A 20,038-nucleotide genomic window follows, 5' to 3' on the forward strand; every position below is an offset into this window, starting at 1 on the left:
GCGATTTCGCGCCAATTTCCCCCGATCAAGACCAGAGCTCATGCTGTACTCCGCAACTATCAATGTCATGGTCAAGGCCGCGCGCCGCGCCGGTCGCAGCCTCAAGCGCGATCTCGGCGAGATCGAGCATCTCCAGGTCTCGCTGAAGGGCCCGGCGAATTTCGTCTCGCTCGCCGACAAGCGTGCCGAGGAGATCCTCTATCAGGATCTCGCCAAGGCTCGCCCGGGCTACGGCTTCATCGGTGAGGAGGGCGGCACCCGCGAAGGCAGCGACAAGAGCCACACCTGGATCGTCGATCCCCTGGACGGCACCACCAACTTCCTGCACGGCATCCCGCAATTCGCGATCTCGATCGGCCTCGCACGCGAGGGCACCGTGATCGCGGGCGTGATCTACAATCCCGCCAATGACGAGCTCTACATCGCCGAGCGCGGCAAGGGCGCCTTCCTCAACGACCAGCGGCTGCGCGTGGCCGGCCGTCGCCAGCTCAACGAATGCGTGGTGGGCTGCGGCCTGCCCCATATCGGCCGCGGCGACCACGAGGAATTCCGCCGCGAGATGACCGCGATCCAGGACCGCGTCGCGGGCCTGCGCCGCTTCGGCGCCGCCTCGCTCGACCTCGCCTTCGTCGCCGCCGGCCGTCTCGACGGCTATTGGGAACGGAATCTCTCGCCCTGGGACATCGCGGCCGGCCAGATCATGGTGAAGGAAGCCGGCGGCACCGTGAGCGACATCGACACGCCCGGCGATGCGCTGACGAAGGGGCACGTGGTGTGCGGCAACGAGTTCGTGCACGGAGAGCTGGTGAAGATTTTGCGGAAGGCGGCGTAAGGCGGAAGCTCGCGCTCCGCATTCCGCTGTCATCACCCGCCTTGTGCGCAATTGCGCACTGGAGCGGGTGATCCAGTATTCCAGAGACATCAGTTGGATACGGAGATGCCGCGGCGTACTGGATGCCCCGCCTGCGCGGGACATGACAGTGTGCCTACGGCTTCACCGGCGCCGGCGGCCCGTAGGCCTCGTCTTCCTTCGCCATCTTCGGCTCCCGATCCCCGCCCAGCACACGCTGCACCGAGACGAAGAACACCGGCACCATCAAGAGCGCCAGGATCACCACCGCGATCATGCCGCCCATCACGACGGAGCCGAGCGCTTGCTGGCTGGCGCCGCCGGCGCCGTGGGCGATCGCCATCGGCAGCACGCCGCAGATGAAGGCAAGGCCGGTCATCAGGATCGGGCGGAAGCGCAGGCGGCAGGCCTCGATGGTGGCTTCCACCAGCGGCTTGCCCTCCTTGCGCAGATCTTTCGCGAACTCGATGATCAGGATCGCGTCCTTTGCCGCGAGGCCGATGATGGTGATCAGGCCGACGGTGAAATAGACGTCGTTAGGCAGGCCCCGCAGCATCGCCGCGCTCACTGCTCCGACGATGCCGAGCGGCACGGTCAGCAGCACCGCGAGCGGAATGGTCCAGCTTTCATAGAGTGCGGCAAGGCACAGGAACACCACGAACACCGACAGCGCCAGCAGGAACGGCGCCTGCGAGCCCGAGAGCTTCTCCTGGAGCGACTGTCCCGTCCATTCATAGCCAAAGCCGCGCGGCAACCGGCCGGCGAGCCGCTCCATCTCGGCGATCGCGTCGCCCGAGGTGAAGCCGGGTTTCGCCTCCCCGGAGATGCGCACCGCCGGATAGTAGTTGAAGCCGGCGATCTGGGTCGGCCCGCGCGCCCATTCCACAGTGGCAAAGGACGAGAACGGCACCAGCTGGCCGCGGCTGTTCTTGACGTTGTAGTTGAGGATGTCCTCGGTCCGCATGCGGTCGCGGCTATCTGCCTGCACCACGACGCGCTGCATGCGGCCGCGGTTCGGGAAGTCGTTGATGTAGTTCGAGCCGAGATTGGTCGAGATCGTGTTGTTGATGTCCTCGAAGGTGACGCCGAACGCGCCGGCCTTCTCGCGGTCGATCACGAGATTGACCACGCCGGCCTCGGGCAGGCCTTCGACATAGACCTTCTGCAGCACCGGGCTCGCATTGGCCTCCGCGATCAGCTGATCAGCGGCGCGCATGAGCGCCGTATAGCCCTTCTGGCCACGGTCCTGGAGGCGGAATGAGAAGCCCGAGGAATTGCCGAGATTGTCGATCGGCGGCGGCTGGAGGGCTGAGATCTTGGCATCGCGGATCGAGGACAGATCGCGGTTGATGTCGTTGACGATCGCTGCGGCGGAATCCTTCGGCCCGCGCTCGGACCAGTCCTTCAAGGTGATGAAGGCCTGCGCGGTGTTCATGCCCTGGCCGGAGAAGCTGAAGCCGGTGAGGAAGGTGACGTTGTCGACACCGGGCCGCTGTGCCAGATATTTTTCCACCTTCTCGATCACCGCCTCGGTGCGGGCATAGGACGAATCCGACGGCGTCTGCACGTCGGTGGTGACGAAGCCCTGGTCGTCGACGGGCAGGAAGCCGCCAGGCAGGTTGACGAAGGCCCAGGACAGACCGGCCAGCAGCGCGACATAGACCAGCATCAGGCGGCCGGTGCGCTTCAGCGAGAAGCCGACGGTGCGGGAATAGCCCTCCTTGCCGCCTTCGAGCACGCGGTTGAACCAGCCGAACACGCCCTTCCTGGCATGGCCGTGACCGGCGGCGACGGGCTTGAGCAGGGTCGCGCACAGCGCCGGCGTCAGCGACAGCGCGAGGAAGGCGGAGAAGCCGATCGCTGCGACCATGGTCACGGAGAACTGGCGATAGATGATGCCGACCGAGCCCGGGAAGAATGCCATCGGCACGAACACCGCCATCAGCACCAAGGTGATGCCGATGATGGCGCCGGTGATCTGCGACATCGCCTTGCGCGTCGCTTCCTTCGGCGGCAGGCCTTCCTCGGCCATGATGCGCTCGACGTTCTCGACCACGACGATGGCGTCGTCGACGAGGATGCCGACCGCGAGCACCATGCCGAACATCGAGAGCATGTTGATGGAGTAGCCGGCGAGCAGCAGCGTGGAACAGGCCCCTAACAGCGCCACCGGCACCACGATGGTCGGAATGATGGTGTAGCGGATGTTCTGGAGGAACAAGAACATCACCACGAACACCAGCACCACGGCCTCGACCAGCGTCGACAGCACCTTCTTGATCGAAGCCTCGACCACGGGCGTGATGTTGTAGGGGATCTCGTAAGTGATATTGGCCGGGAAGAAGCGCGACAGCTCCTTCATCTTCTCTTCGACGGCACTCGCGGTCGCCAGCGCATTGCCGGTCGGCGACATCAGCACGGAAAGACCGGCGGTCGGCTTGCCGTCGAGGCGCGTGTTGAATTGGTAGCTGAGGCCGCCGACCTCGATGCGCGCGACGTCGCGCAGGCGAACGGTCGAACCGTCGGCGTTGGCGCGCAGGATGATGGCGCCGAACTCGTCCGGGGACGAGAGCTGGCCTTTGACCAGCACCAGCGAGGAGGTGCGTTGGCTCGACGTCGACGGCTCAGCGCCGATGCTGCCCGAGGCGACCTGCGCGTTCTGCGCGGCGATGGCCTTGTTGACGTCGTCGGCGGTCAGCCCATAGCCGACCAGCTTGGCCGGATCGACCCAGACGCGCAAGCTGCGCTCGGTCGAGTAGAGCGTGGCGCGGCCGACGCCGGGAATGCGGCGGATCTCGCCGAGCACGTTCCGGATCATGAAGTCGCCGAGGCCGACCTCATCGAGGCTACCGTCGGTCGAGTTCAGCGTGATGATCTGAAGCACCGCGCTGGAGGCTTCCTCGATCAGGATGCCCTGCTGCATCACCGCGCGCGGCAAGCGCGCCTCGACGCGCTTGATGCGGTTCTGCACCTCGACCGAGGCGGCGCTGGTATCGGTGCCCGGCTGGAAGTTGGCGATGATCTCGACCTGGCCGAGCGAATCGCTGGTCGATTCGAAATTGAGGATGCCGGAGGCGCCGTTGAGCTCCTCCTCGATCAGCCGCGTGACGCTGTTGTAGAGGTTCTCCGGCGAGGCGCCGGGATAGCTGGTCGAGACCGAGATCGAGGGTGGCGCGATGATCGGATATTGCGCGATCGGCAGCAGCGGAACCGCAATCGCACCGATCAAGCAGATGAATAGCGCGACCACCCAGGCAAAGATCGGCCTGTCGATGAAGAAACTCGGCATGGCGCGTTACCGCGTGAGCTTCTGGGCATGCCGGTTGTCCGCGGTCGCGTCCGCCTCCGACCATGATTGCGGTTTGACCTTGTCGCCGGCCGCAAATTTCTGGAAGCCTTCGACCACGACCTTGTCACCGGCCTTCAGGCCTTCGGTGATAAACCAGAATCCGTCCTGCACCGAACCGGTGCGCACCGCCTGCACCGCGATGTGGTTGTCGTCCTTGACGACGAAGACCTCGCTGCCGCCGCCGCCATTGCGCTGAATCGCCTGCTGCGGCACCGCGATCGCGTCGGCGTCCAGACCCTGGTCGATGCGGACGCGGACATACATGCCCGGCAGGAGCTCGCGCTTGGGATTGCGGAATTCGCCGCGCAGTGTCACCTGGCCGGTGTGGGCATCGACCTTGGCGTCGGAGAACAGCAGTTTGCCGTCGAGCGAATAGGTGGTGTTGTCATCGAGCACGAGGCGCACCTTGGCGGCATCGGGCGCGATGCGCTCGAGATCGCCGGTTTCGAAGGCGCGGCGGAGCTGGTTGAGCTCGGTCACCGATTGGGTGAAGTCTGCATAGATCGGATCGAGCTGCTGGATGCTGGCGAGATTGGTCTCGTTCTGCACAACGAGCGCGCCTTCGCTGACCAGCGCCGCACCGACGACACCGTCGATCGGCGCGCGCACGGTAGCGTAATCGAGATTGAGTTTTGCGCGCGCGAGGTCCGCCTTGCGTCCCTCGACCTCGGCCTGGGCCTGCCGCTCGGCGGCGATTGCCTTTTCGTTCTCGGCCTCTGGCGCGGCGCGATCCCTGGTGAGCGTGGCGATGCGGCGTGCCTGCTGGTGCGCCTGCATCGCAGCAGCTTCGGCCTTGGCGACCGCGGCCTCGTTGGCCAACACCTCGACCTCGAACGGACGTGGATCGATGCGGTAGAGCGGATCGCCCGCCTTCACTTCGCTGCCCTGGCGGAACAGGCGCTCGACCACGATGCCGGAGACGCGCGGCCGCACGTCGGAGACACGCGTCGGCGCGATGCGGCCCGGCAGCTCCCGCACCACGGCGCGCGGCTGCGGCTTGATGACGACGATGCTGACGTCAGGGTCGGACGGCGGAGCGGCGGATACGGCCGAGCTGGACTCGTCACAGCCCACCAGCAGCGGCGCTAGGGCCGCGAGCATCATTGCAACGCATGCCGATCGCGCACGAAGTCCTGACATGAAGTGAGTCGCCCCGATTTTGCTGTAACTGATCACGCTCCGCGCGGGCCCGTTCTGGGCTCTTTGCACGCGGCCGATGCCGCCAAAATAGAATGCGCCTGCTGCGATGCAACGCATGGCGCGGGCGGCTCATTGTCACACGATCTATCGTGCTGACTTTTTGAAGCTTTTCGGGACTCACCGAATTGTGAGTCGGGTTCCATCAGCGCGTGCTGCGACAGAAGATCGCAATCCGGCAAACCTTCAGGCATTCTCCTTTGCGATCACACTGAGGCAGAAGTCGATGAAGCTCCGCACTTTCGCGGGCTGGTGCTGGCGCGACGGAAACAGGGCATAGAGCGGGAACATCTCACCTGACCATTCCGGAAACAGATTGACCAATGCTCCGCTTTGCACGAGGTGACTGCTGCCCAGTTGGAGAATCTGCGCAATGCCTGCGCCGGCTACGCAAGCCGAGAGCATGGCGCCGACATCCGAAACCAGAACGCGGGCGGACACCTTCACGGGGAGCACCTCTTTCCCCTTACGAAACTCCCAATCGAAAGGCCGCTGGTTCGCCGCGTCATAGAAGCCGATGCAATCGTGGTCCGGGACTTCGGACGGATGTCGTGGCTGGCCGTGCTCGGCGATATAGGCGGGCGAGGCAACAGTGAGAACGCGGGTCTCGACGAGCTTGCGCGCCACCAACGAACCCTGCGGCGGCTCACCGAACCGCAACGCGAGATCGAAGCCGCCGGCGCCGAGATCTCCGATCGCGTCACGCATGAGAAGCTCCAGCGAGACTTGCGGATGCTGCACCAGGAACGTCCTGATGTGAGATGACAGGACGATGCGCGAGAAGAACGGGTCGACGTTCACCCTGAGCCGTCCGCGTACGATGCCGGCGGAGCCCGAAGCCTCGGTTGCAGCTTCTTCGATGCCGGCAAGGTGCGGTCCGACGCGCTCGTAGAAGCGTCGCCCCTCATCGGTCAAGGAGAGCGAGCGCGTCGTGCGTTCAAGCAATCTGACCCCGACGCGCGCTTCCAGACGCGATATGGCGCGGCTGACGGCCGAGGCCGTCAGGCCCAGCGCATCGGCTGCGCGTGCGATGGTGCCGGCCTCGATGACGGCCGAGAGGACAGTCACACCCGATAGCAACCGTCCATCGAAGGGCATCGCAATTCCTGATTTATATGAATGTCTATTTTGACATAACGGAAATTGGATCCGCAATCACCATCTGACATCTGTGTCGCCACCGAAGACGCGGAGGCGAACATGACGAAACGGTCTTATTTTCAGAGCATCAGGTATTGCACGCGCTGGACGCTGCTAGGCGCGTCGCTGCTTTCGATCGCCGCCTCTGCCGGCGCGCAAACTAACGCACCTTCCCCAGGCACAAAAAAGGAAGCGATCATGACGATGAAGCAAGACCTCGCGATGCGCTCGAACGAGATTCACTGGCCAGAGCGCTTCAATCCTGCGACTGCGGATCTGTTTGCGCACAACGAGCTTCTCATCAACGCGTCATGCGAGAAGGTCTGGAGCCACATCGTGGACGCCAGCAAGTGGCCGCAATGGTATCCGAACGCCAGGGACGTCGAACTTCCCGAGGGCACCAAGGTTCTGGGCAACGACACGACGTGGCGATGGACCACGTTCGGCCTGTCGATCGAGAGCAAGGTGAACGAATACGTGCCGCATACACGCCTCGGCTGGTACGGTTACGCGCCGGGGACGCAACCGAGCTTCTATCATACCTGGTATTTGGTCCCTCGCGGCGCGAGCTGCCTGGTCGTCACCGATGAAGTCGGTGTCGGCAAGGATGCCGCGCACCTGCGAGAGGCCGATGAGAGCCTGCTGCACCGGGGCCACGATCTGTGGCTGGCGACATTGAAGTGGGTGTCCGAGGGCAATTGACAGGGGAAATGGGGCGCGGCATGCACGCTAATCGGCGGCCTTCATGCGGTAGTGGCTGACGCCCCATTCGGTTCCGTCGGCATAACCGAACAGGCCTGCGGTCGCGAGCAGGAACCAGCGCCAGCGACGCATCCAGAGAGCGGCCTCCTCGCCATAGACCCCGCGCAAGGAGGCCTCGATGGCGTCGCGATGCGCATCGAAATTGGCGAGCCAGTCGTTGGCGGTGCGCTGGTAATGCGTCCCGCTCCAGCACCATTCCTTCTCGATCGCAAAGATATCGTCGAATTGCCTGACGAGGTGATGGCTCGGCATCAGACCGCTCGTGTAGACGTGCTGCGCGATCCAGTCGTCGGGATCGGCGGGGTCAAGCAGATGCGAACCGGAACGGTGGGTGACGACGTGCATGAAGAACCGCCCCTCCGGCGTGAGCCATGACCGCGCACGCGTCATCAGCTTGCGCCAGTTGCTCATCTGCTCGAACATCTCGACCGAGACGATGCGGTCGAACTGGCCCTCGGGCGCGAACACGTTCATGTCGGCCGTGACCACGCGCAGATTGAGCAATCCGCGCAGCCGCGCCTCCTCCTCGACATAGGCGCGCTGCGCCTGCGAGGTCGCGATCGCCGTCACCCGGGCGTGCGGAAACTGCCGCGCCATCCACAGGGACAGCGAGCCCCAGCCGCAGCCGAGCTCCAGGATGGCCTGGCCGTCGGCCAGACCGGCATGCTCGACGGTCTGGCGCAGCGCCTCCTCCTCCGCCTCCTGCAAGGAGGTCGCATCGGTCTTGTAGAAACAGCACGAATATTTCCGGTTGGGGCCGAGCACCTGCGCGAGGAAGGAAGCGGGCACCTCGTCATGCCGGCCGCGGGCAGCATCCGCGTCCTCGGCGATCGGCCGCAGCATCATCCGCCCGGCGAAGGCGGCATCGTCGGCCGCCCCCAGCTTGGACAGGCGTGTCGCCGTGCGCGAGCACAGGCGCTGGATCGCGGCACGCATCACCACGTCCGGCAACGGCACACGTTCGGCAGTCCCGATGATCGCGGAAACGACGCTCATGCGGCCCCCGAATGGCGAGCTCTTGCAGACACCGGCCTATCAAAGCGCGGCTTTCGGTCCGAGTTCCCCAAGCTGTCCCCGAAATCGGCGCATCCGGCGCTTTTTTTGGGCCGGCGCTGTGCCATAGTGCGCCCGCAAGCAAGCTTCGTAATGGATGATACCGGCATGCGGTCTGGCACTTCCCGCTCCACCATGGATATTGAGTACACCAAACTGTCCTCGCCCAGCGTCTTCCTGGTGCGGATGCTGGTCTTCCTGGTGCTGTGTGCGCTGGTGGGCGTGGTGCTCTACAAGCAGATCATCCAGGCCTTCTTCGCCAATCCCGGCCTCAACGCCCTGATCGGAGCGGTGCTTTTCATCGGCATCGTGCTGGCCTTCCGCCAGGTCATCCGGCTCTACCCTGAGGTGTCCTGGGTCAACAATTTCCGCATCGCCGATCCCGGCCTGGCGCCGGCCCGGCACCCGAAGCTGCTGGCGCCGATGGCGGCGATCCTCGGCGGCGAGCGCTCGGGACGGATGTCGATCACCCAGACCACGATGCGGCATCTGCTCGATTCGATTGCGACGCGCCTGGACGAGGCCCGCGACATCTCCCGCTACATGACCGGCCTGCTCGTCTTCCTCGGCCTGCTCGGCACCTTCTGGGGCCTGATCGAGACGGTCGGCTCGGTCGGCAAGGTGATCGACGGGCTCAAGGTCGGCAGTGATTCCGGCGCCCTGTTCGACACGCTGAAAGAGGGGCTGGCCGCCCCGCTCGGCGGCATGGGCATCTCGTTCTCGAGCTCGCTGTTCGGCCTCGCCGGCTCGCTGATCCTCGGCTTCCTCGATTTGCAATCGAGCCAGGCGCAGAACCGCTTCTACACCGACCTCGAAGACTGGCTCGCCACCACCGTGCGCGAATACGGCAGCGGCGAAGTGGCGGTCGCTTCCAGCGGCGGTGGCGTGGCCAGCGGCGAGCTCCAGGCCGCGGTCGAACGGCTGCGCTCCGTGCTCGAGGAAGGCAGCGCCAACCGCGGCACCACCGCGGCGATGGCGAGCCTCGCCGAAGCCATCCAGGCGCTGGTCTCGCACATGCGCACCGAGCAGCAGATGATCCGCGAATGGGCCGACGGCCAGGGCGAACAGAACCGCGAGATCCGGCGCCTCTTGGAGCGCATTGCGCGCCAGCCCGAGAAGAGTTGAGAACAGGACGAAAGATCTCGTGCCCCGGACGCGATGCAGCACGAAGTGATGCGTCGCTGATCCGGCGCCCATTCGACGAGTGATTCTGGGTCCCGGCTCTGCGCAGCAGTGTTACACGCTGCAGCGCGTCCGGCACACGAATGAAACGGAGACGATCATGGCTCTTGCCCGCGGCCGCCGCAGTGAAGGCGCCTTCAACTACTGGCCCGGCTTCGTCGACGCGCTGTCGACGCTGGTGCTGTCGATCGTGTTTCTGCTGTCGGTGTTTTTGGTCGTGCAGTTCTTCCTGTCGCAGGAGGTGACCGGCAAGGACAAGGCACTGGAGCAGCTCAACGCCAAGATCGCGCAGCTCAACGAGCTCTTGTCGCTGGAGAAGCTCGGCAAGCTCTCGCTCGACGACCAGGTCTCGCAACTGCGGGCCGGCCTTGCCTCGGCCGAATCCGAGCGCGACCGCATGAAGGGCCTCTATGAAGGTCTCGCCAATGCCGGCAGCGACGCGCAAGGCAAGACCGCCGAGCTCGGCAAGGCACTGGACTCCGAGAAAGCGGTCTCGGCGCGGGCGCTGGCGCAGATCGAGGTGCTGAACCAGCAGATCAGCGCGCTGCGCCGGCAATTGGCGGCGCTGGAAGAGGCGCTGGATGCCTCCGAGAAGCGCGACAAGGAATCGCAGAACCGGATCGCCGATCTCGGGGCCCGCCTGAACGTCGCGTTGGCGCAGCGCGTGCAGGAATTGTCGCGCTACCGCTCGGAGTTCTTCGGCCGCCTGCGCGCCATCCTCGGCAACCGCCCCGACATCCGCATCGTCGGCGACCGTTTCGTGTTCCAGTCCGAAGTGTTCTTCGACACCGGACAGGCGACCTTGCTGCCCGAGGGCCGCGCCGAGCTCGACACCTTGGCGACCGCGCTGATCGACCTCGACAAGAAGATCCCGAGCGAGATTCCATGGGTGCTGCGCGTCGACGGACATACCGACGTACGCCCGGTCAACGGCCCGAACTTCAAGTCGAACTGGGACCTGTCCGCCGCCCGCTCCATCTCGGTGGTGCAATACCTGATCTCGCTCGGCGTGCCCGCCCAGCGCCTCGTCGCCGCCGGCTTTGGTGAATTCCAGCCGCTCGATACCGGCAACACGGAAGAGGCCTACAAGCGCAACCGCCGTATCGAGCTGAAGCTGACGGAGCGGTAGTGAGCGCCCTCCATCTCCGCCCCTACCGGCCCGAGGACGAAGCGGCCGCGATCGACCTCTGGCATCGCACCTGGCAGCAGGCCTATCCGCAGATCGACTTCGCCGCCCGCCTCGATTGGTGGCGCGAGCGCTGGCGCAAGGACCTGGTGCCGAAGGCCTCGATCGTCGTCGCCGAACAGGATGGCGCCCTCACCGGCTTCGTCACCATCGATGGCGACGGCTATCTCGACCAGCTCGTGGTCGATCCCGCCCATTGGGGCTCGGATGCAGCAAGGCTGCTGGTGGATGAGGCCAAGCGCCTGTCCCCGACTGGCGTCACGCTGCTCGTCAACAAGGACAACGCGCGCGCCATCCGCTTCTATGAGCGCAACGGCTTTGCCCATGCCGGCGACGATGTGAACCCGACCTCGGGCCGTCCGGTGCTGAAGATGGCATGGCGGGCGTGAGGCCTGTCACGCCTGGATCCTGCGACGTCTGTTAGTCGTTGTAGCTAGAGCAGCGATGACAAGCGGATGGAGACGATCGATGAAGCTGCGCGACCTGGCCAAGGGTTCCTCGGTCTTTCTGGGCGTCTTCGTCGCCGGATATCTGTCGACGACCTATGTCGACCAGCGCTTTGCGACGCAACTCGATACGAGCGGCCCTGCAGCATCGGCCTGCGTCGGCGAGGACGGCAGCTGGAAGAACTGGCCGTGGCCGAATGTGCCGACGCTCTCGCCGAAGTGCCGGTAATGTCCGCTGGACGCTCTCCCAGTTGTGGTGCGCAGCTCCCTCCCCACGTCATTGCGAGGAGCTCTTGCGACGAAGCAATCCAAAGTCTCTTCGCGGAGACATTCTGGATTGCTTCGCTTCGCTCGCAATGACGAGATTGTAGAACGTTATCGCAACACTCTCACTGTCGCGATTTTGGCAACGTTCCGAACGCCTCACGCCCCCTCGAACTGCAACCTCGCCAGCCGCGCATAGAGGCCGTTCGCGGCGACCAGCTCGGCATGCGTGCCCTGCTCGACGATCCCGCCCTGATCCATCACCAGGATGCGGTCGCAGGACAGCACGGTGGCGAGGCGATGTGCGATCACCAGCGTGGTGCGGTGGCGCATCAGCTCTTCCAGCGCGGTCTGTACCAGCGTCTCGCTTTCGGCATCGAGCGCGGAGGTGGCTTCATCGAGCAGCAGCAGCGGCGCATCGCGCAGGATGGCGCGGGCGATGGCGATGCGCTGGCGCTGGCCGCCGGAGAGCGTCACGCCGCGCTCGCCGAGCGCCGTCTCGAAGCCTTCGGGCAGACGGCGGATGAACTCGGCGGCATGCGCGAGCTCGGCGGCGCGCTCGACCTCGGCATCGGTGGCATCGGGCCGACCGAAGCGAATGTTCTCGCGGGCGCTTGCCGCGAACACTACGGATTCCTGCGGCACCAGCGCGATGCGAGTGCGGACATCGTGCGGATCGGCGGACCTGACCGGCACGCCGTCGAGCGCGATCGCGCCGCTGCGCGGATCGTAGAAGCGCAGCAGCAGATGAAAGATGGTGCTCTTGCCGGCGCCGGAGGGGCCGACGATCGCAACCTTCTCGCCGGGGCGCACGGTGAACGACACGGTGTCGAGCACCTTGACATCGGGCCGCGCCGGATAGGCGAAGCTGACCCGATCGAAGCCGACCTCGCCGCGTGCCGGCACCGGCAGCGCGCGCGGCGACGCAGGCGCGGTGATCTCGGGACTTACATGCAAGATCTCGAACAGGCGCTCGGCCGCGCCCGAAGCCGCCGACACCTCGCCCCAGACCTCGCTGAGCTGGCCGAGGCCCGCCGCGGCGAACACCGCATAAAGCACGAACTGACCGAGCCGGCCCGGCGTGATCGCACCGGTGAGCACGTCATGCGAGCCGATCCAGAGGATCGCGACCACGCTTGCGAATACGATGAAGATGATGATGGCAGTGAGCACGGCGCGGGCCTGGGTCGAGGTCCGCGCCGCCTCATAGGCCTGCTCGACATTGCCGCCGAAGCGCTTTTCGGCGAACTGCTCGCTGGTATAGGCCTGCACGGTGCGGATCGCGCCGACCAGCTCGCCCGCATAGGCGGAGGCGTCGGCGAGCGTGTCCTGCGCATTGCGCGACAGCCGCCGCACCCAGCGTCCGAACGCCACCAGCGGCAGCACGATCAAGGGTATCGCCAGCAGCACGAAGCCCGACAATTTGGGGCTGGTGATCACCATCATCGCGGCGGCGCCGAGGAACATCATGAGATTGCGCAGCGCGATCGACACCGAGGCGCCGACGGCGGATTTGATCTGGGTGGTGTCGGCGGTGAGCCGCGAGATCAGCTCGCCGCTGCGCGCGGAGTCGAAGAAGGTCGGCGAGAGCGACAACAGGTGGCCGAAGACGTCGCGCCTGAGGTCGGCGACGATGCGCTCGCCGATCGTCATCACGAGGTAGTAGCGCGCGGCGCTCGCCATCGCGAGCACGGCGACAACCGCGAGCATTACCGAGAAATAGCTGTTGATCAGCTCGATGCCCTCGGGCGTCAGGCCGAAATCGATCATCCGGCGCACCGCGACCGGCACCAGCAGCGTGGTCAGTGCCGCGACCGTCAGCGCGACGAAGGCCAATGCGGCGCGGCCGCGATAGCGGCTCACATAAGGCGCGAGCGCGAGCAGCGGCCGGAGCTTGGCGCGGCCCCTGGCGGGCTGCTCGATCAGATCGGCCTCGATCGACGGAGTGTCGGCGGAATTCACTTGGGAATTCATTTCGGGCTGAACATACTGTTCATCAAGCCGTTCCACTGCGCTCATGAGATCCGACCCATTGCATTCGTTTGCTCCCAATAGGCTGGTGCAAGGGGAGTGGCAAATCCGGGATGTCCCTTAGGGGCAAGCCCGGTTCACCAGCCGGCATATGGCTTGTTTTGCGGGGGGTCGTGAGGTATAGAGCCGGCCAAATCCGTCATTCGCTAGCCACCCAAGAGGCGCCCGGGCGCCGAGGAATTGCCATGAAAGCCGAAATTCACCCGAACTATCATACGATTAAGGTCGTCATGACCGACGGAACCGAGTACCTGACCCGCTCGACCTGGGGCAAGGAAGGCGACACGCTGAACCTTGACATCGACCCGAAGTCGCACCCGGCCTGGACCGGCGGCAGCGCCCAGATCATGGACCGCGGCGGCCGCGTTTCGCGCTTCCAGAAGAAGTTTTCGGGCTTTCTCAAAAAGGATTGATCCGGCCGCAAGGCTGCGACGAAAAACGCCCCTGGGAGCCCAGGGGCGTTTTTGTTTTGGGGCCCGCACGTTGCTACCAGACCCGTCATCCTGAGGCGCGAGTGGCGCGATGCGAAGCATCACACCGGGAGCCTCGCAGGATGAACGGCCGAGGTGCCGCAGCCGGGCCGTCGCCATTCGAGGCTCGCCGAAGAGACGAGCACCTCAGGGTGACGGTTCAAACATAGAGTGCGCGGATTAGATTAGATCCTACCGCTCGAACGCGGCCTTGAGCGCGTTGAGGTGCGGCACCAGCGGGTTGCCGATCGGGACGTGCTCGGCCGGCGGGGTGTGGATGGTGGTGTCGAGACGGCGCACGCGGGTCTGGAGGCTCATCGAGCGGTGGATCAGATCCTGGAGCTGCGAGGGCAGCTTCTCGATGGTGTCGGCGGGGCCGGGATCGGCGGCGGTGAGCTTGACCTTGGTCTTCTCGCGATTGGCTTGGCTCAGCGTCATCTCGCCTTCCTTCACCGCGCGGTGCAGCAGCAGCCACGAGGCGAGCTGCATCAGGCGGGTGGTGAGACGCATGCTCTCGGTCGCATAAGTCAGGCTGACGGCACGGTCGAGCGCCTTGGCCTCCGTGCGGCCGGCGCCGTCGAGATAGGCGGCGGTCTCTTCGACGAGATCCATGCCCTCGCGGAACAGGACGCTGAACGCCGCAGAATTGGTGAACCGCTCGCTGAGTTGAACGAGAGCGCCGTCGGCCTGCAAACGTTCCATGGTTAACGCCCCTTACGCAACTGTCTGACTCTCCGGCTTGGCGCCGGCTTATGATGAACAAATCATTGCGCGCTGGGAGCGCGGAGTCCAGCGACAAGCGCGGATATGGTTTCCGCGGGTCATTCGCAGGAATTCAACCGCAAGGAGACGCAAAAAGCGGGGTGGAGGCAAAAAAGAGCCGCCGGAGACCGGCGGCTTTGAAAGTTGATAACAGGGAGGCGTCAAACAGAGTGGACAGGAGCCACTCGGTGTCCAAACGAGGACGGTTCCAGTCATAAACCCGAAAGCTTAATCGACCGTAAACGAGCTAAATTTTTGAGAGTTCGTTAGCCATCTCGGCCAGTGGCCGAGTGGGGTACGGAACAAATTCTCCACGTCATCCCGGCGAAGGCCGGGACCCATAACCACAGGGAGTGGTTTGACGAAGACCGGTCGTTCGGTGCTTCGGTCGATCCCTACAGATAGATCACGCGGTATCGGTCCCGGCCTTCGCCGGGACGACGGCTGTAGCGGCTACGACTTGAAAAAACTATTCGCCGCATCGCGCGAGGCGCGCTTCTTGGTGGCGGCTTCTTCCAGTCTTGCGATCTCGGTTTTCAGAAGCGCTATGCGCTCGGTCAGCTCCTCCACCGACAACAGTGAGAGATCCTGTCCGATTTCATGGCTGATCTTCTTGCGCGGGCGGTCGTCGTCTTCCGTCGGCATCGTCGTTCCTCCTGCGTTCGCGCGATCTACCAGGCCGAGGTTGCCAGCGTGGAGCGCGCTGGCTAAGCAATGACCTCATTCCATTCCACACCTTTGCTCAAGGACACATCATGGACAAGCTGCCCGCGCAAATGACCGTGGTCGCCATCTCCCGGCACGGCGGACCGGAGGTGCTGGTGCCGGAACAACGGGTCGTGCCGCAGCCCGGGCCCGACGAGATCCTGGTCAAGGTCGAGGCCGCCGGCGTCAACCGGCCCGACGTCGCACAGCGCTCCGGCGCCTATCCGCCGCCGCCCGGCGCCAGCGACCTGCCGGGCCTGGAGATTGCCGGCGAAGTCGTGGCGGTCGGCAGCAATGCCAAGCGGCACAAGATCGGCGACAAGGTGATGTCGCTCGTCGCCGGCGGCGGCTATGCGCAGTACTGCATCGCCCAGGACGCCCAGGCCATGAGCGTGCCGCCGTCGCTGTCGATCAGGGAAGCCGGCGCGCTGCCGGAAACGCTGATGACGGTCTGGCACAACGTGTTCGAGCGCGGCGGCCTCAAGGCCGGCCAGACGCTGCTGATCCATGGTGGCTCCTCCGGCATCGGCACCATGGCGATCCAGCTTGCCAAAGCGTTCGGCGCCAAGGTGTTCGTCACGGTGGGATCGCAGGACAAGATCGATGCCTGCCTCAAGCTGGGTGCAGACCGGGCCATCAATTACAAGACGGAAGACTTCGTCGCGGTGGTCAAGGAAGAGACCAACATGGTCGGCGTCAATCTGATCCTCGATATGGTCGCCGGCGACTATGTCGATCGCAACTATGATGCCGCCGCAGTCGATGGCCGCATCGTCCAGATCGCGACGCTGAACGGCCCCAAGGTCAACGTCAACATTGCCAAGGTGATGGTGAAGCGCCTGACCCATACCGGCTCGACGCTGCGCCCCCGTAGTAATGCGGACAAGGCGGCGATGGTGGCCGCGATTGAGGCGAAAGTGATGCCGCTTTTGCACGAAGGCCGCATCAAGCCGCTGATGGACAGCGCTTTCCCGCTGGAAAAGGCGGCCGACGCGCACCGGCGCATGGAGACGAGCGCACATATTGGCAAAATTGTGTTGGAGGTGTAGGCCGCCGGGCCCACAGGGCAAGGCGGAAACCCTTTGATTTTCCTCGCTTTCGTGGCATCTATCGCGACGCACCGAACCAATTCTGTCCGGTCTGAAATCGCCTTGCACTCGAAGTTTGCGTCGAACGCGGAGAACTGACCTTGCGTCTGCTCAGGTGCCTCGCGCCCATCGCGCTGGGCCTCATGATGCTCGTTGCCGCGTCCCCTGCACGCGCGCTCGATGCTGTCAGCGTTCGCAGTGACGCGCCCGCGATCGACCTCACCGGTGTACTGGAGCATCAGCGCAGCGATGCCGACCGCATCCAGGTCTCGACCGCGCCTGGCACCGACGGCATCGTCCGCCGCATCGAGGTGCGCGCCCGCGAGGGCGGACAGAACTGGGTGGTGTTCGCGCTCGCCAACAACACCGACGACCAGCTCGACCGCCTGATCGTCGCTCCGCACTACCGCATCGTCTCCTCAGGGCTGCTCTGGCCCGACCTCGGCCTGTCGCGTATCGCCACCATCACGCCTTCGATCGGCGACCGGCCCGAACGTCAGGAAAGCGCAACCGCGGACGTGTTCCGCATCACGCTCGATCCGGGAGCTGTTGTCACCTTCGTCGCCGAGCTGCGCACCGACAAGCTGCCGCAGCTCTATCTGTGGGAGCCGGAAGCCTACAAGGACAAGGTCAACTCCTTCACGCTCTATCAGGGTATCGTGATCGGCATCTCCGGCTTGCTTGCACTGGTGCTGACCATCCTGTTCGTGGTGAAGGGCAGCATCATGTTCCCGGCCGCCGCGGCGCTGGCCTGGGCGGTGCTGGTCTATATCGGCGTCGATTTCGGCTTCTGGGGCAAGGTGCTCGACATGTCGAACAACGCCGAGCGCATCTGGCGTGCGGCGGGCGAAGCGATCCTGGCGGCGACGCTATTGGTGTTCCTGTTCGCCTATCTCAATTTGAGCCGCTGGCATGTGCGCTATTCGCACATCACGGTCGGCTGGCTGGCCTTCCTTGGCTCGCTCGTCGCGCTGGCGCTGTTCGATCCCGCGGTGGCCTCCGGCATCGCGCGCGTCTCGCTGGTGCTGATCGCCTTCGCCGGCTTTGCGCTGATCGTCTATCTCTCCACCCACGGCTTCGACCGCGCGGTGCTGCTCATCCCGACCTGGTTCCTGCTGGTGGTCTGGGTGGTGGCGGCCGGCATGACGGTCGCCGGCTCCGTCACCAACGACATCGTCGGCCCGGCCCTGCTCGGCGGCCTCGTGCTGATCGTGATGCTGATCGGCTTCACGGTGATGCAGCACGCCTTCGCCGGCGGCGGCGCCTCGACCGGCGTCGTCTCCGACATCGAGCGCCGCGCACTGGCGCTGGCCGGCTCCGGCGATCTGATCTGGGACTGGGACGTGTCCGCCGACAAGGTCTTCACCAGCCCCGAGACCGAAGCCCTGCTCGGCCTCAAGCGCGGCACGCTGGAGGGGCCGGCCGCGTCCTGGCTCGAAGTGCTGCATCCGCTCGACCAGGACCGTTTCCGCGCCGCGCTCGACAGCGTGCTCGATCAGCGCCGCGGCCGCCTGGTGCAGGATTTCCGCCTGCGCACCCCGGACGGCCACTTCATGTGGTTCGCGCTGAAGGCGCGCCCGGTGGTCGGGTCGGACGGCGAGGTCTCGCGCGTGGTCGGCACCCTCACCGACGTCACCGAGCTGCGCAACGCGGAAGAACGTCTGCTGCACGATTCCGTGCATGACAACCTCACCGGCCTGCCCAACCGAAAACTGTTCATGGACCGGCTGGGTGCGGTGGCACACTTCGCCAAGAGCATGCCGACGCTGCGGCCGACGCTGATGGTGATCGACCTCGACCGCTTCAAGCAGGTCAACGATTCCGTCGGCATCGCGGTCGGCGATTCCATCCTGCTAACGCTGGCGCGCCGCCTTACCCGCATCCTGAAGCCGCAGGACACGTTGGCGCGGATGGCCGGCGACCAGTTCGGCCTGATCCTGCTCTCGGAGCAGGATCCCGCCCGGATCACCGCCTTCGCCGAGACCATCCGCAAGACCATCCGCGCGCCGATCGCGTTCAACGACCGCGAGATATTCCTCACGGCTTCCATCGGCCTCGCTTTGTCTGATCCGCAGACCCAATTGACGGATGAGATCATCAAGGACGCCGAGCTTGCGATGTATCACTCCAAGCGCATCGGCGGCGACCGCATCGACGTCTACAAGCCGGCGATGCGTGCGCGGAAGACCGACCGGCTGACGCTGGAGAGCGAATTGCGCCGCGCCATCGAGCGGAAGGAGATCACGATCCTGTACCAGCCGATCGTGCGGCTGGAGGATCGTTCGATCGCGGGCTTCGAGGCCTTGGCGCGCTGGGACCATCCGAAGCTCGGGCGCATGGCGCCGTCGGAATTTATCACGATCGCGGAAGAGACCGGGCTGATTGTCGATCTCGGCATGTTCGTGCTCGACCAGACCGCAAAACAGCTCGCGGTGTGGCAGCGCGCGATGCGCTCGCGCGAGCCGATCTTCGCCTCCGTCAACGTGTCGTCGCGGCAATTGCTGCGCCACGATCTGATCCACGACATCCGCACCGTGCTGTCACGCTCCTCGGTGGCGCGCGGCACGCTCAAGCTGGAACTGACGGAATCGCTGGTGATGGAGAATCCGGAGCACGCAGCGCAGATGCTGACGCGGATCCGCGAGCTCGGCACCGGGCTCTCCCTCGACGATTTCGGCACCGGCCATTCCTCGCTGGCCTATCTGCAGCGCTTCCCGTTCGACACCATCAAGATCGACCAGTCCTTCGTGCGCACCACCAGCCGCGGCACCCGCCCGGTGATTCTGAAGTCGATCATCGCGCTCGCGCACGATCTCGGCATGGACGTGGTGGCCGAGGGCGCCGAGACCGATTCCGATGCGGTCGAGCTCTACCAGATGGGTTGCGAATACGCCCAAGGCTTCGCCTTCGGCGAGCCGATGGACGCCGACGCCGCGATGCGGCTGCTGACGGAAGTGCGGCTGGAAGCGGCGAGCTGATCGCTCTCTTCTTCCTTCTCCCCTTGTGGGAGAAGGTGGCGGTGGGAGAAGGTGGCGCGAAGCGCCGGATGAGGGGTTGTCTCCGCGGGTTCAACTGCAAGAGATTGGCGCGCGGAGAGAGACCCCTCACCTGTTTCGCCGCTACGCGGCGAGCCACCCTCTCCCACAAGGGGAGAGGGGAAGAGTGCTCCTCAGCGATACTATCGCCGCCGGTCGCTCTTCTGCTTCCTGAATCGCACGCTCTGGCCATCCGGCATGCGCGTCGCCACGAAGCCGGCGGCGAGGCAGGCTTCGCGTTGCGGCATCTGGATGTCGGGGCTGCGCAGGCTGTCCCACCAGGAGGCACGATGCGCCGCGCGCGGCAGGGCCGCGCCGATGATCTCCTCGATCTGCTCGAAGCTCAACACCAACTCGTCCTGCTTCTGCCGCATCAGATAGTCGCGCAACGCGTGGTAGTCGTTCACAATCGTCCTCTCGTCCCGGTCACATGAGGCTGCCAAAAACCGTGCGCCGCATAAACCGATTCTTAACTCATTGCGGCAGCGCCGTCCCGCCTTAAACACTACTCAAGCTTT

Annotated in this window: 17 protein-coding genes; 9 read left to right on the forward strand and 8 right to left on the reverse strand. The window is 64.9% G+C overall.

Features of this window, described 5'->3' with window-relative positions; all coding sequences use genetic code 11:
• The first annotated feature begins 40 nt into the window (after positions 1 to 40).
• On the forward strand, positions 41 to 832 hold the full coding sequence (locus LRP30_RS38745; protein ID WP_128936577.1) for an inositol monophosphatase family protein: 792 nt from the start codon (positions 41 to 43) through the stop codon (positions 830 to 832).
• A 154-nt stretch (positions 833 to 986) separates the two neighbouring features.
• Here the strand turns inward: LRP30_RS38745 and LRP30_RS38750 are convergent, their stop codons facing one another.
• The 3 genes from LRP30_RS38750 to LRP30_RS38760 form a co-directional block, all read right to left on the reverse strand.
• Positions 987 to 4,139 carry a multidrug efflux RND transporter permease subunit gene (locus LRP30_RS38750; protein WP_249758212.1) on the reverse strand — a complete coding sequence of 1,051 codons (3,153 nt, stop codon included), beginning with the start codon at positions 4,137 to 4,139 and terminating at the stop codon, positions 987 to 989.
• A gap of 6 nt (positions 4,140 to 4,145) precedes the next feature.
• On the reverse strand, positions 4,146 to 5,339 hold the full coding sequence (locus tag LRP30_RS38755; RefSeq protein ID WP_128955508.1) for an efflux RND transporter periplasmic adaptor subunit: 1,194 nt from the start codon (positions 5,337 to 5,339) through the stop codon (positions 4,146 to 4,148).
• A 243-nt stretch (positions 5,340 to 5,582) separates the two neighbouring features.
• Complete coding sequence (locus tag LRP30_RS38760; RefSeq protein WP_249758213.1) at positions 5,583 to 6,494, reverse strand: LysR family transcriptional regulator; 912 nt, start codon at positions 6,492 to 6,494, stop codon at positions 5,583 to 5,585.
• A 240-nt stretch (positions 6,495 to 6,734) separates the two neighbouring features.
• Here LRP30_RS38760 and LRP30_RS38765 point away from each other — a divergent pair, with 240 nt between their 5' ends.
• Positions 6,735 to 7,238, forward strand: coding sequence for an SRPBCC family protein (locus tag LRP30_RS38765; protein ID WP_249758214.1), 504 nt, complete (start codon positions 6,735 to 6,737; stop codon positions 7,236 to 7,238).
• Positions 7,239 to 7,265: 27 nt separating this feature from the next.
• Here LRP30_RS38765 and LRP30_RS38770 read toward each other — a convergent pair whose 3' ends face one another.
• On the reverse strand, positions 7,266 to 8,294 hold the full coding sequence (locus tag LRP30_RS38770) for a cyclopropane-fatty-acyl-phospholipid synthase family protein (protein WP_249758215.1): 1,029 nt from the start codon (positions 8,292 to 8,294) through the stop codon (positions 7,266 to 7,268).
• A 165-nt stretch (positions 8,295 to 8,459) separates the two neighbouring features.
• On the opposite strand from LRP30_RS38770, the gene LRP30_RS38775 reads away from it, so the two are divergent.
• The 4 genes from LRP30_RS38775 to LRP30_RS38790 all read left to right on the forward strand — a co-directional run bounded on the left by LRP30_RS38775 (position 8,460) and on the right by LRP30_RS38790 (position 11,394).
• On the forward strand, positions 8,460 to 9,476 hold the full coding sequence (locus tag LRP30_RS38775) for a flagellar motor protein MotA (RefSeq protein ID WP_249758216.1): 1,017 nt from the start codon (positions 8,460 to 8,462) through the stop codon (positions 9,474 to 9,476).
• A gap of 157 nt (positions 9,477 to 9,633) precedes the next feature.
• Positions 9,634 to 10,662: a peptidoglycan -binding protein gene (locus LRP30_RS38780; RefSeq protein ID WP_128936584.1), complete on the forward strand. Its 1,029-nt coding sequence runs from the start codon at positions 9,634 to 9,636 to the stop codon at positions 10,660 to 10,662.
• Entirely contained in the window at positions 10,662 to 11,108 is a 447-nt protein-coding gene (locus tag LRP30_RS38785; protein WP_128936585.1) for a GNAT family N-acetyltransferase, read from the forward strand. The genes LRP30_RS38780 and LRP30_RS38785 overlap by 1 nt, the downstream gene beginning before the upstream one ends.
• 79 nt (positions 11,109 to 11,187) lie before the next feature.
• Complete coding sequence (locus tag LRP30_RS38790; protein WP_128940069.1) at positions 11,188 to 11,394, forward strand: hypothetical protein; 207 nt, start codon at positions 11,188 to 11,190, stop codon at positions 11,392 to 11,394.
• A 194-nt stretch (positions 11,395 to 11,588) separates the two neighbouring features.
• On the opposite strand, the gene LRP30_RS38795 is transcribed toward LRP30_RS38790, so the two are convergent.
• Positions 11,589 to 13,403 (reverse strand): ABC transporter ATP-binding protein/permease, encoded by a 1,815-nt coding sequence (locus LRP30_RS38795; RefSeq protein WP_249758217.1) that lies wholly within the window; start codon positions 13,401 to 13,403, stop codon positions 11,589 to 11,591.
• A 242-nt stretch (positions 13,404 to 13,645) separates the two neighbouring features.
• On the opposite strand from LRP30_RS38795, the gene rpmE reads away from it, so the two are divergent.
• On the forward strand, positions 13,646 to 13,873 hold the full coding sequence (gene rpmE / locus LRP30_RS38800) for a 50S ribosomal protein L31 (RefSeq protein WP_027573780.1): 228 nt from the start codon (positions 13,646 to 13,648) through the stop codon (positions 13,871 to 13,873).
• A 249-nt stretch (positions 13,874 to 14,122) separates the two neighbouring features.
• Here the strand turns inward: rpmE and LRP30_RS38805 are convergent, their stop codons facing one another.
• Both LRP30_RS38805 and LRP30_RS38810 read right to left on the reverse strand, forming a co-directional pair.
• Entirely contained in the window at positions 14,123 to 14,632 is a 510-nt protein-coding gene (locus LRP30_RS38805) for a DUF1465 family protein (RefSeq protein ID WP_128936588.1), read from the reverse strand.
• Between the two features lie 513 nt (positions 14,633 to 15,145).
• Positions 15,146 to 15,337, reverse strand: a complete 192-nt coding sequence (locus LRP30_RS38810; RefSeq protein ID WP_128936589.1) for a DUF1192 domain-containing protein — start codon at positions 15,335 to 15,337, stop codon at positions 15,146 to 15,148.
• A 110-nt stretch (positions 15,338 to 15,447) separates the two neighbouring features.
• On the opposite strand from LRP30_RS38810, the gene LRP30_RS38815 reads away from it, so the two are divergent.
• Positions 15,448 to 16,446, forward strand: coding sequence for an NAD(P)H-quinone oxidoreductase (locus tag LRP30_RS38815; protein ID WP_249758218.1), 999 nt, complete (start codon positions 15,448 to 15,450; stop codon positions 16,444 to 16,446).
• 140 nt (positions 16,447 to 16,586) lie between these two features.
• A complete protein-coding gene (locus tag LRP30_RS38820; protein WP_164934725.1) occupies positions 16,587 to 19,463 on the forward strand; it encodes an EAL domain-containing protein in 2,877 nt (958 codons plus the stop codon).
• A gap of 200 nt (positions 19,464 to 19,663) precedes the next feature.
• Here the strand turns inward: LRP30_RS38820 and LRP30_RS38825 are convergent, their stop codons facing one another.
• Entirely contained in the window at positions 19,664 to 19,927 is a 264-nt protein-coding gene (locus LRP30_RS38825) for a hypothetical protein (RefSeq protein WP_164934724.1), read from the reverse strand.
• Positions 19,928 to 20,038: the final 111 nt, after the last annotated feature.

The organism is Bradyrhizobium sp. C-145 (assembly GCF_023375135.1).
Lineage (GTDB): Bacteria > Pseudomonadota > Alphaproteobacteria > Rhizobiales > Xanthobacteraceae > Bradyrhizobium > Bradyrhizobium zhanjiangense.

What these genes read in the sequence shown, in the direction of transcription:
- LRP30_RS38755 (WP_128955508.1), bottom strand. Translation starts at nt 5,339, where the DNA reads ATGTCAGGACTTCGTGCGCGATCGGCATGCGTTGCAATGATGCTCGCG.
- LRP30_RS38775 (WP_249758216.1), top strand. Translation starts at nt 8,460, where the DNA reads ATGCGGTCTGGCACTTCCCGCTCCACCATGGATATTGAGTACACCAAA.
- LRP30_RS38790 (WP_128940069.1), top strand. Translation starts at nt 11,188, where the DNA reads ATGAAGCTGCGCGACCTGGCCAAGGGTTCCTCGGTCTTTCTGGGCGTC.
- LRP30_RS38745 (WP_128936577.1), top strand. Translation starts at nt 41, where the DNA reads ATGCTGTACTCCGCAACTATCAATGTCATGGTCAAGGCCGCGCGCCGC.
- rpmE (WP_027573780.1), top strand. Translation starts at nt 13,646, where the DNA reads ATGAAAGCCGAAATTCACCCGAACTATCATACGATTAAGGTCGTCATG.
- LRP30_RS38780 (WP_128936584.1), top strand. Translation starts at nt 9,634, where the DNA reads ATGGCTCTTGCCCGCGGCCGCCGCAGTGAAGGCGCCTTCAACTACTGG.
- LRP30_RS38765 (WP_249758214.1), top strand. Translation starts at nt 6,735, where the DNA reads ATGACGATGAAGCAAGACCTCGCGATGCGCTCGAACGAGATTCACTGG.
- LRP30_RS38805 (WP_128936588.1), bottom strand. Translation starts at nt 14,632, where the DNA reads ATGGAACGTTTGCAGGCCGACGGCGCTCTCGTTCAACTCAGCGAGCGG.
- LRP30_RS38810 (WP_128936589.1), bottom strand. Translation starts at nt 15,337, where the DNA reads ATGCCGACGGAAGACGACGACCGCCCGCGCAAGAAGATCAGCCATGAA.
- LRP30_RS38750 (WP_249758212.1), bottom strand. Translation starts at nt 4,139, where the DNA reads ATGCCGAGTTTCTTCATCGACAGGCCGATCTTTGCCTGGGTGGTCGCG.
- LRP30_RS38770 (WP_249758215.1), bottom strand. Translation starts at nt 8,294, where the DNA reads ATGAGCGTCGTTTCCGCGATCATCGGGACTGCCGAACGTGTGCCGTTG.
- LRP30_RS38815 (WP_249758218.1), top strand. Translation starts at nt 15,448, where the DNA reads ATGGACAAGCTGCCCGCGCAAATGACCGTGGTCGCCATCTCCCGGCAC.
- LRP30_RS38795 (WP_249758217.1), bottom strand. Translation starts at nt 13,403, where the DNA reads ATGAATTCCCAAGTGAATTCCGCCGACACTCCGTCGATCGAGGCCGAT.
- LRP30_RS38760 (WP_249758213.1), bottom strand. Translation starts at nt 6,494, where the DNA reads ATGCCCTTCGATGGACGGTTGCTATCGGGTGTGACTGTCCTCTCGGCC.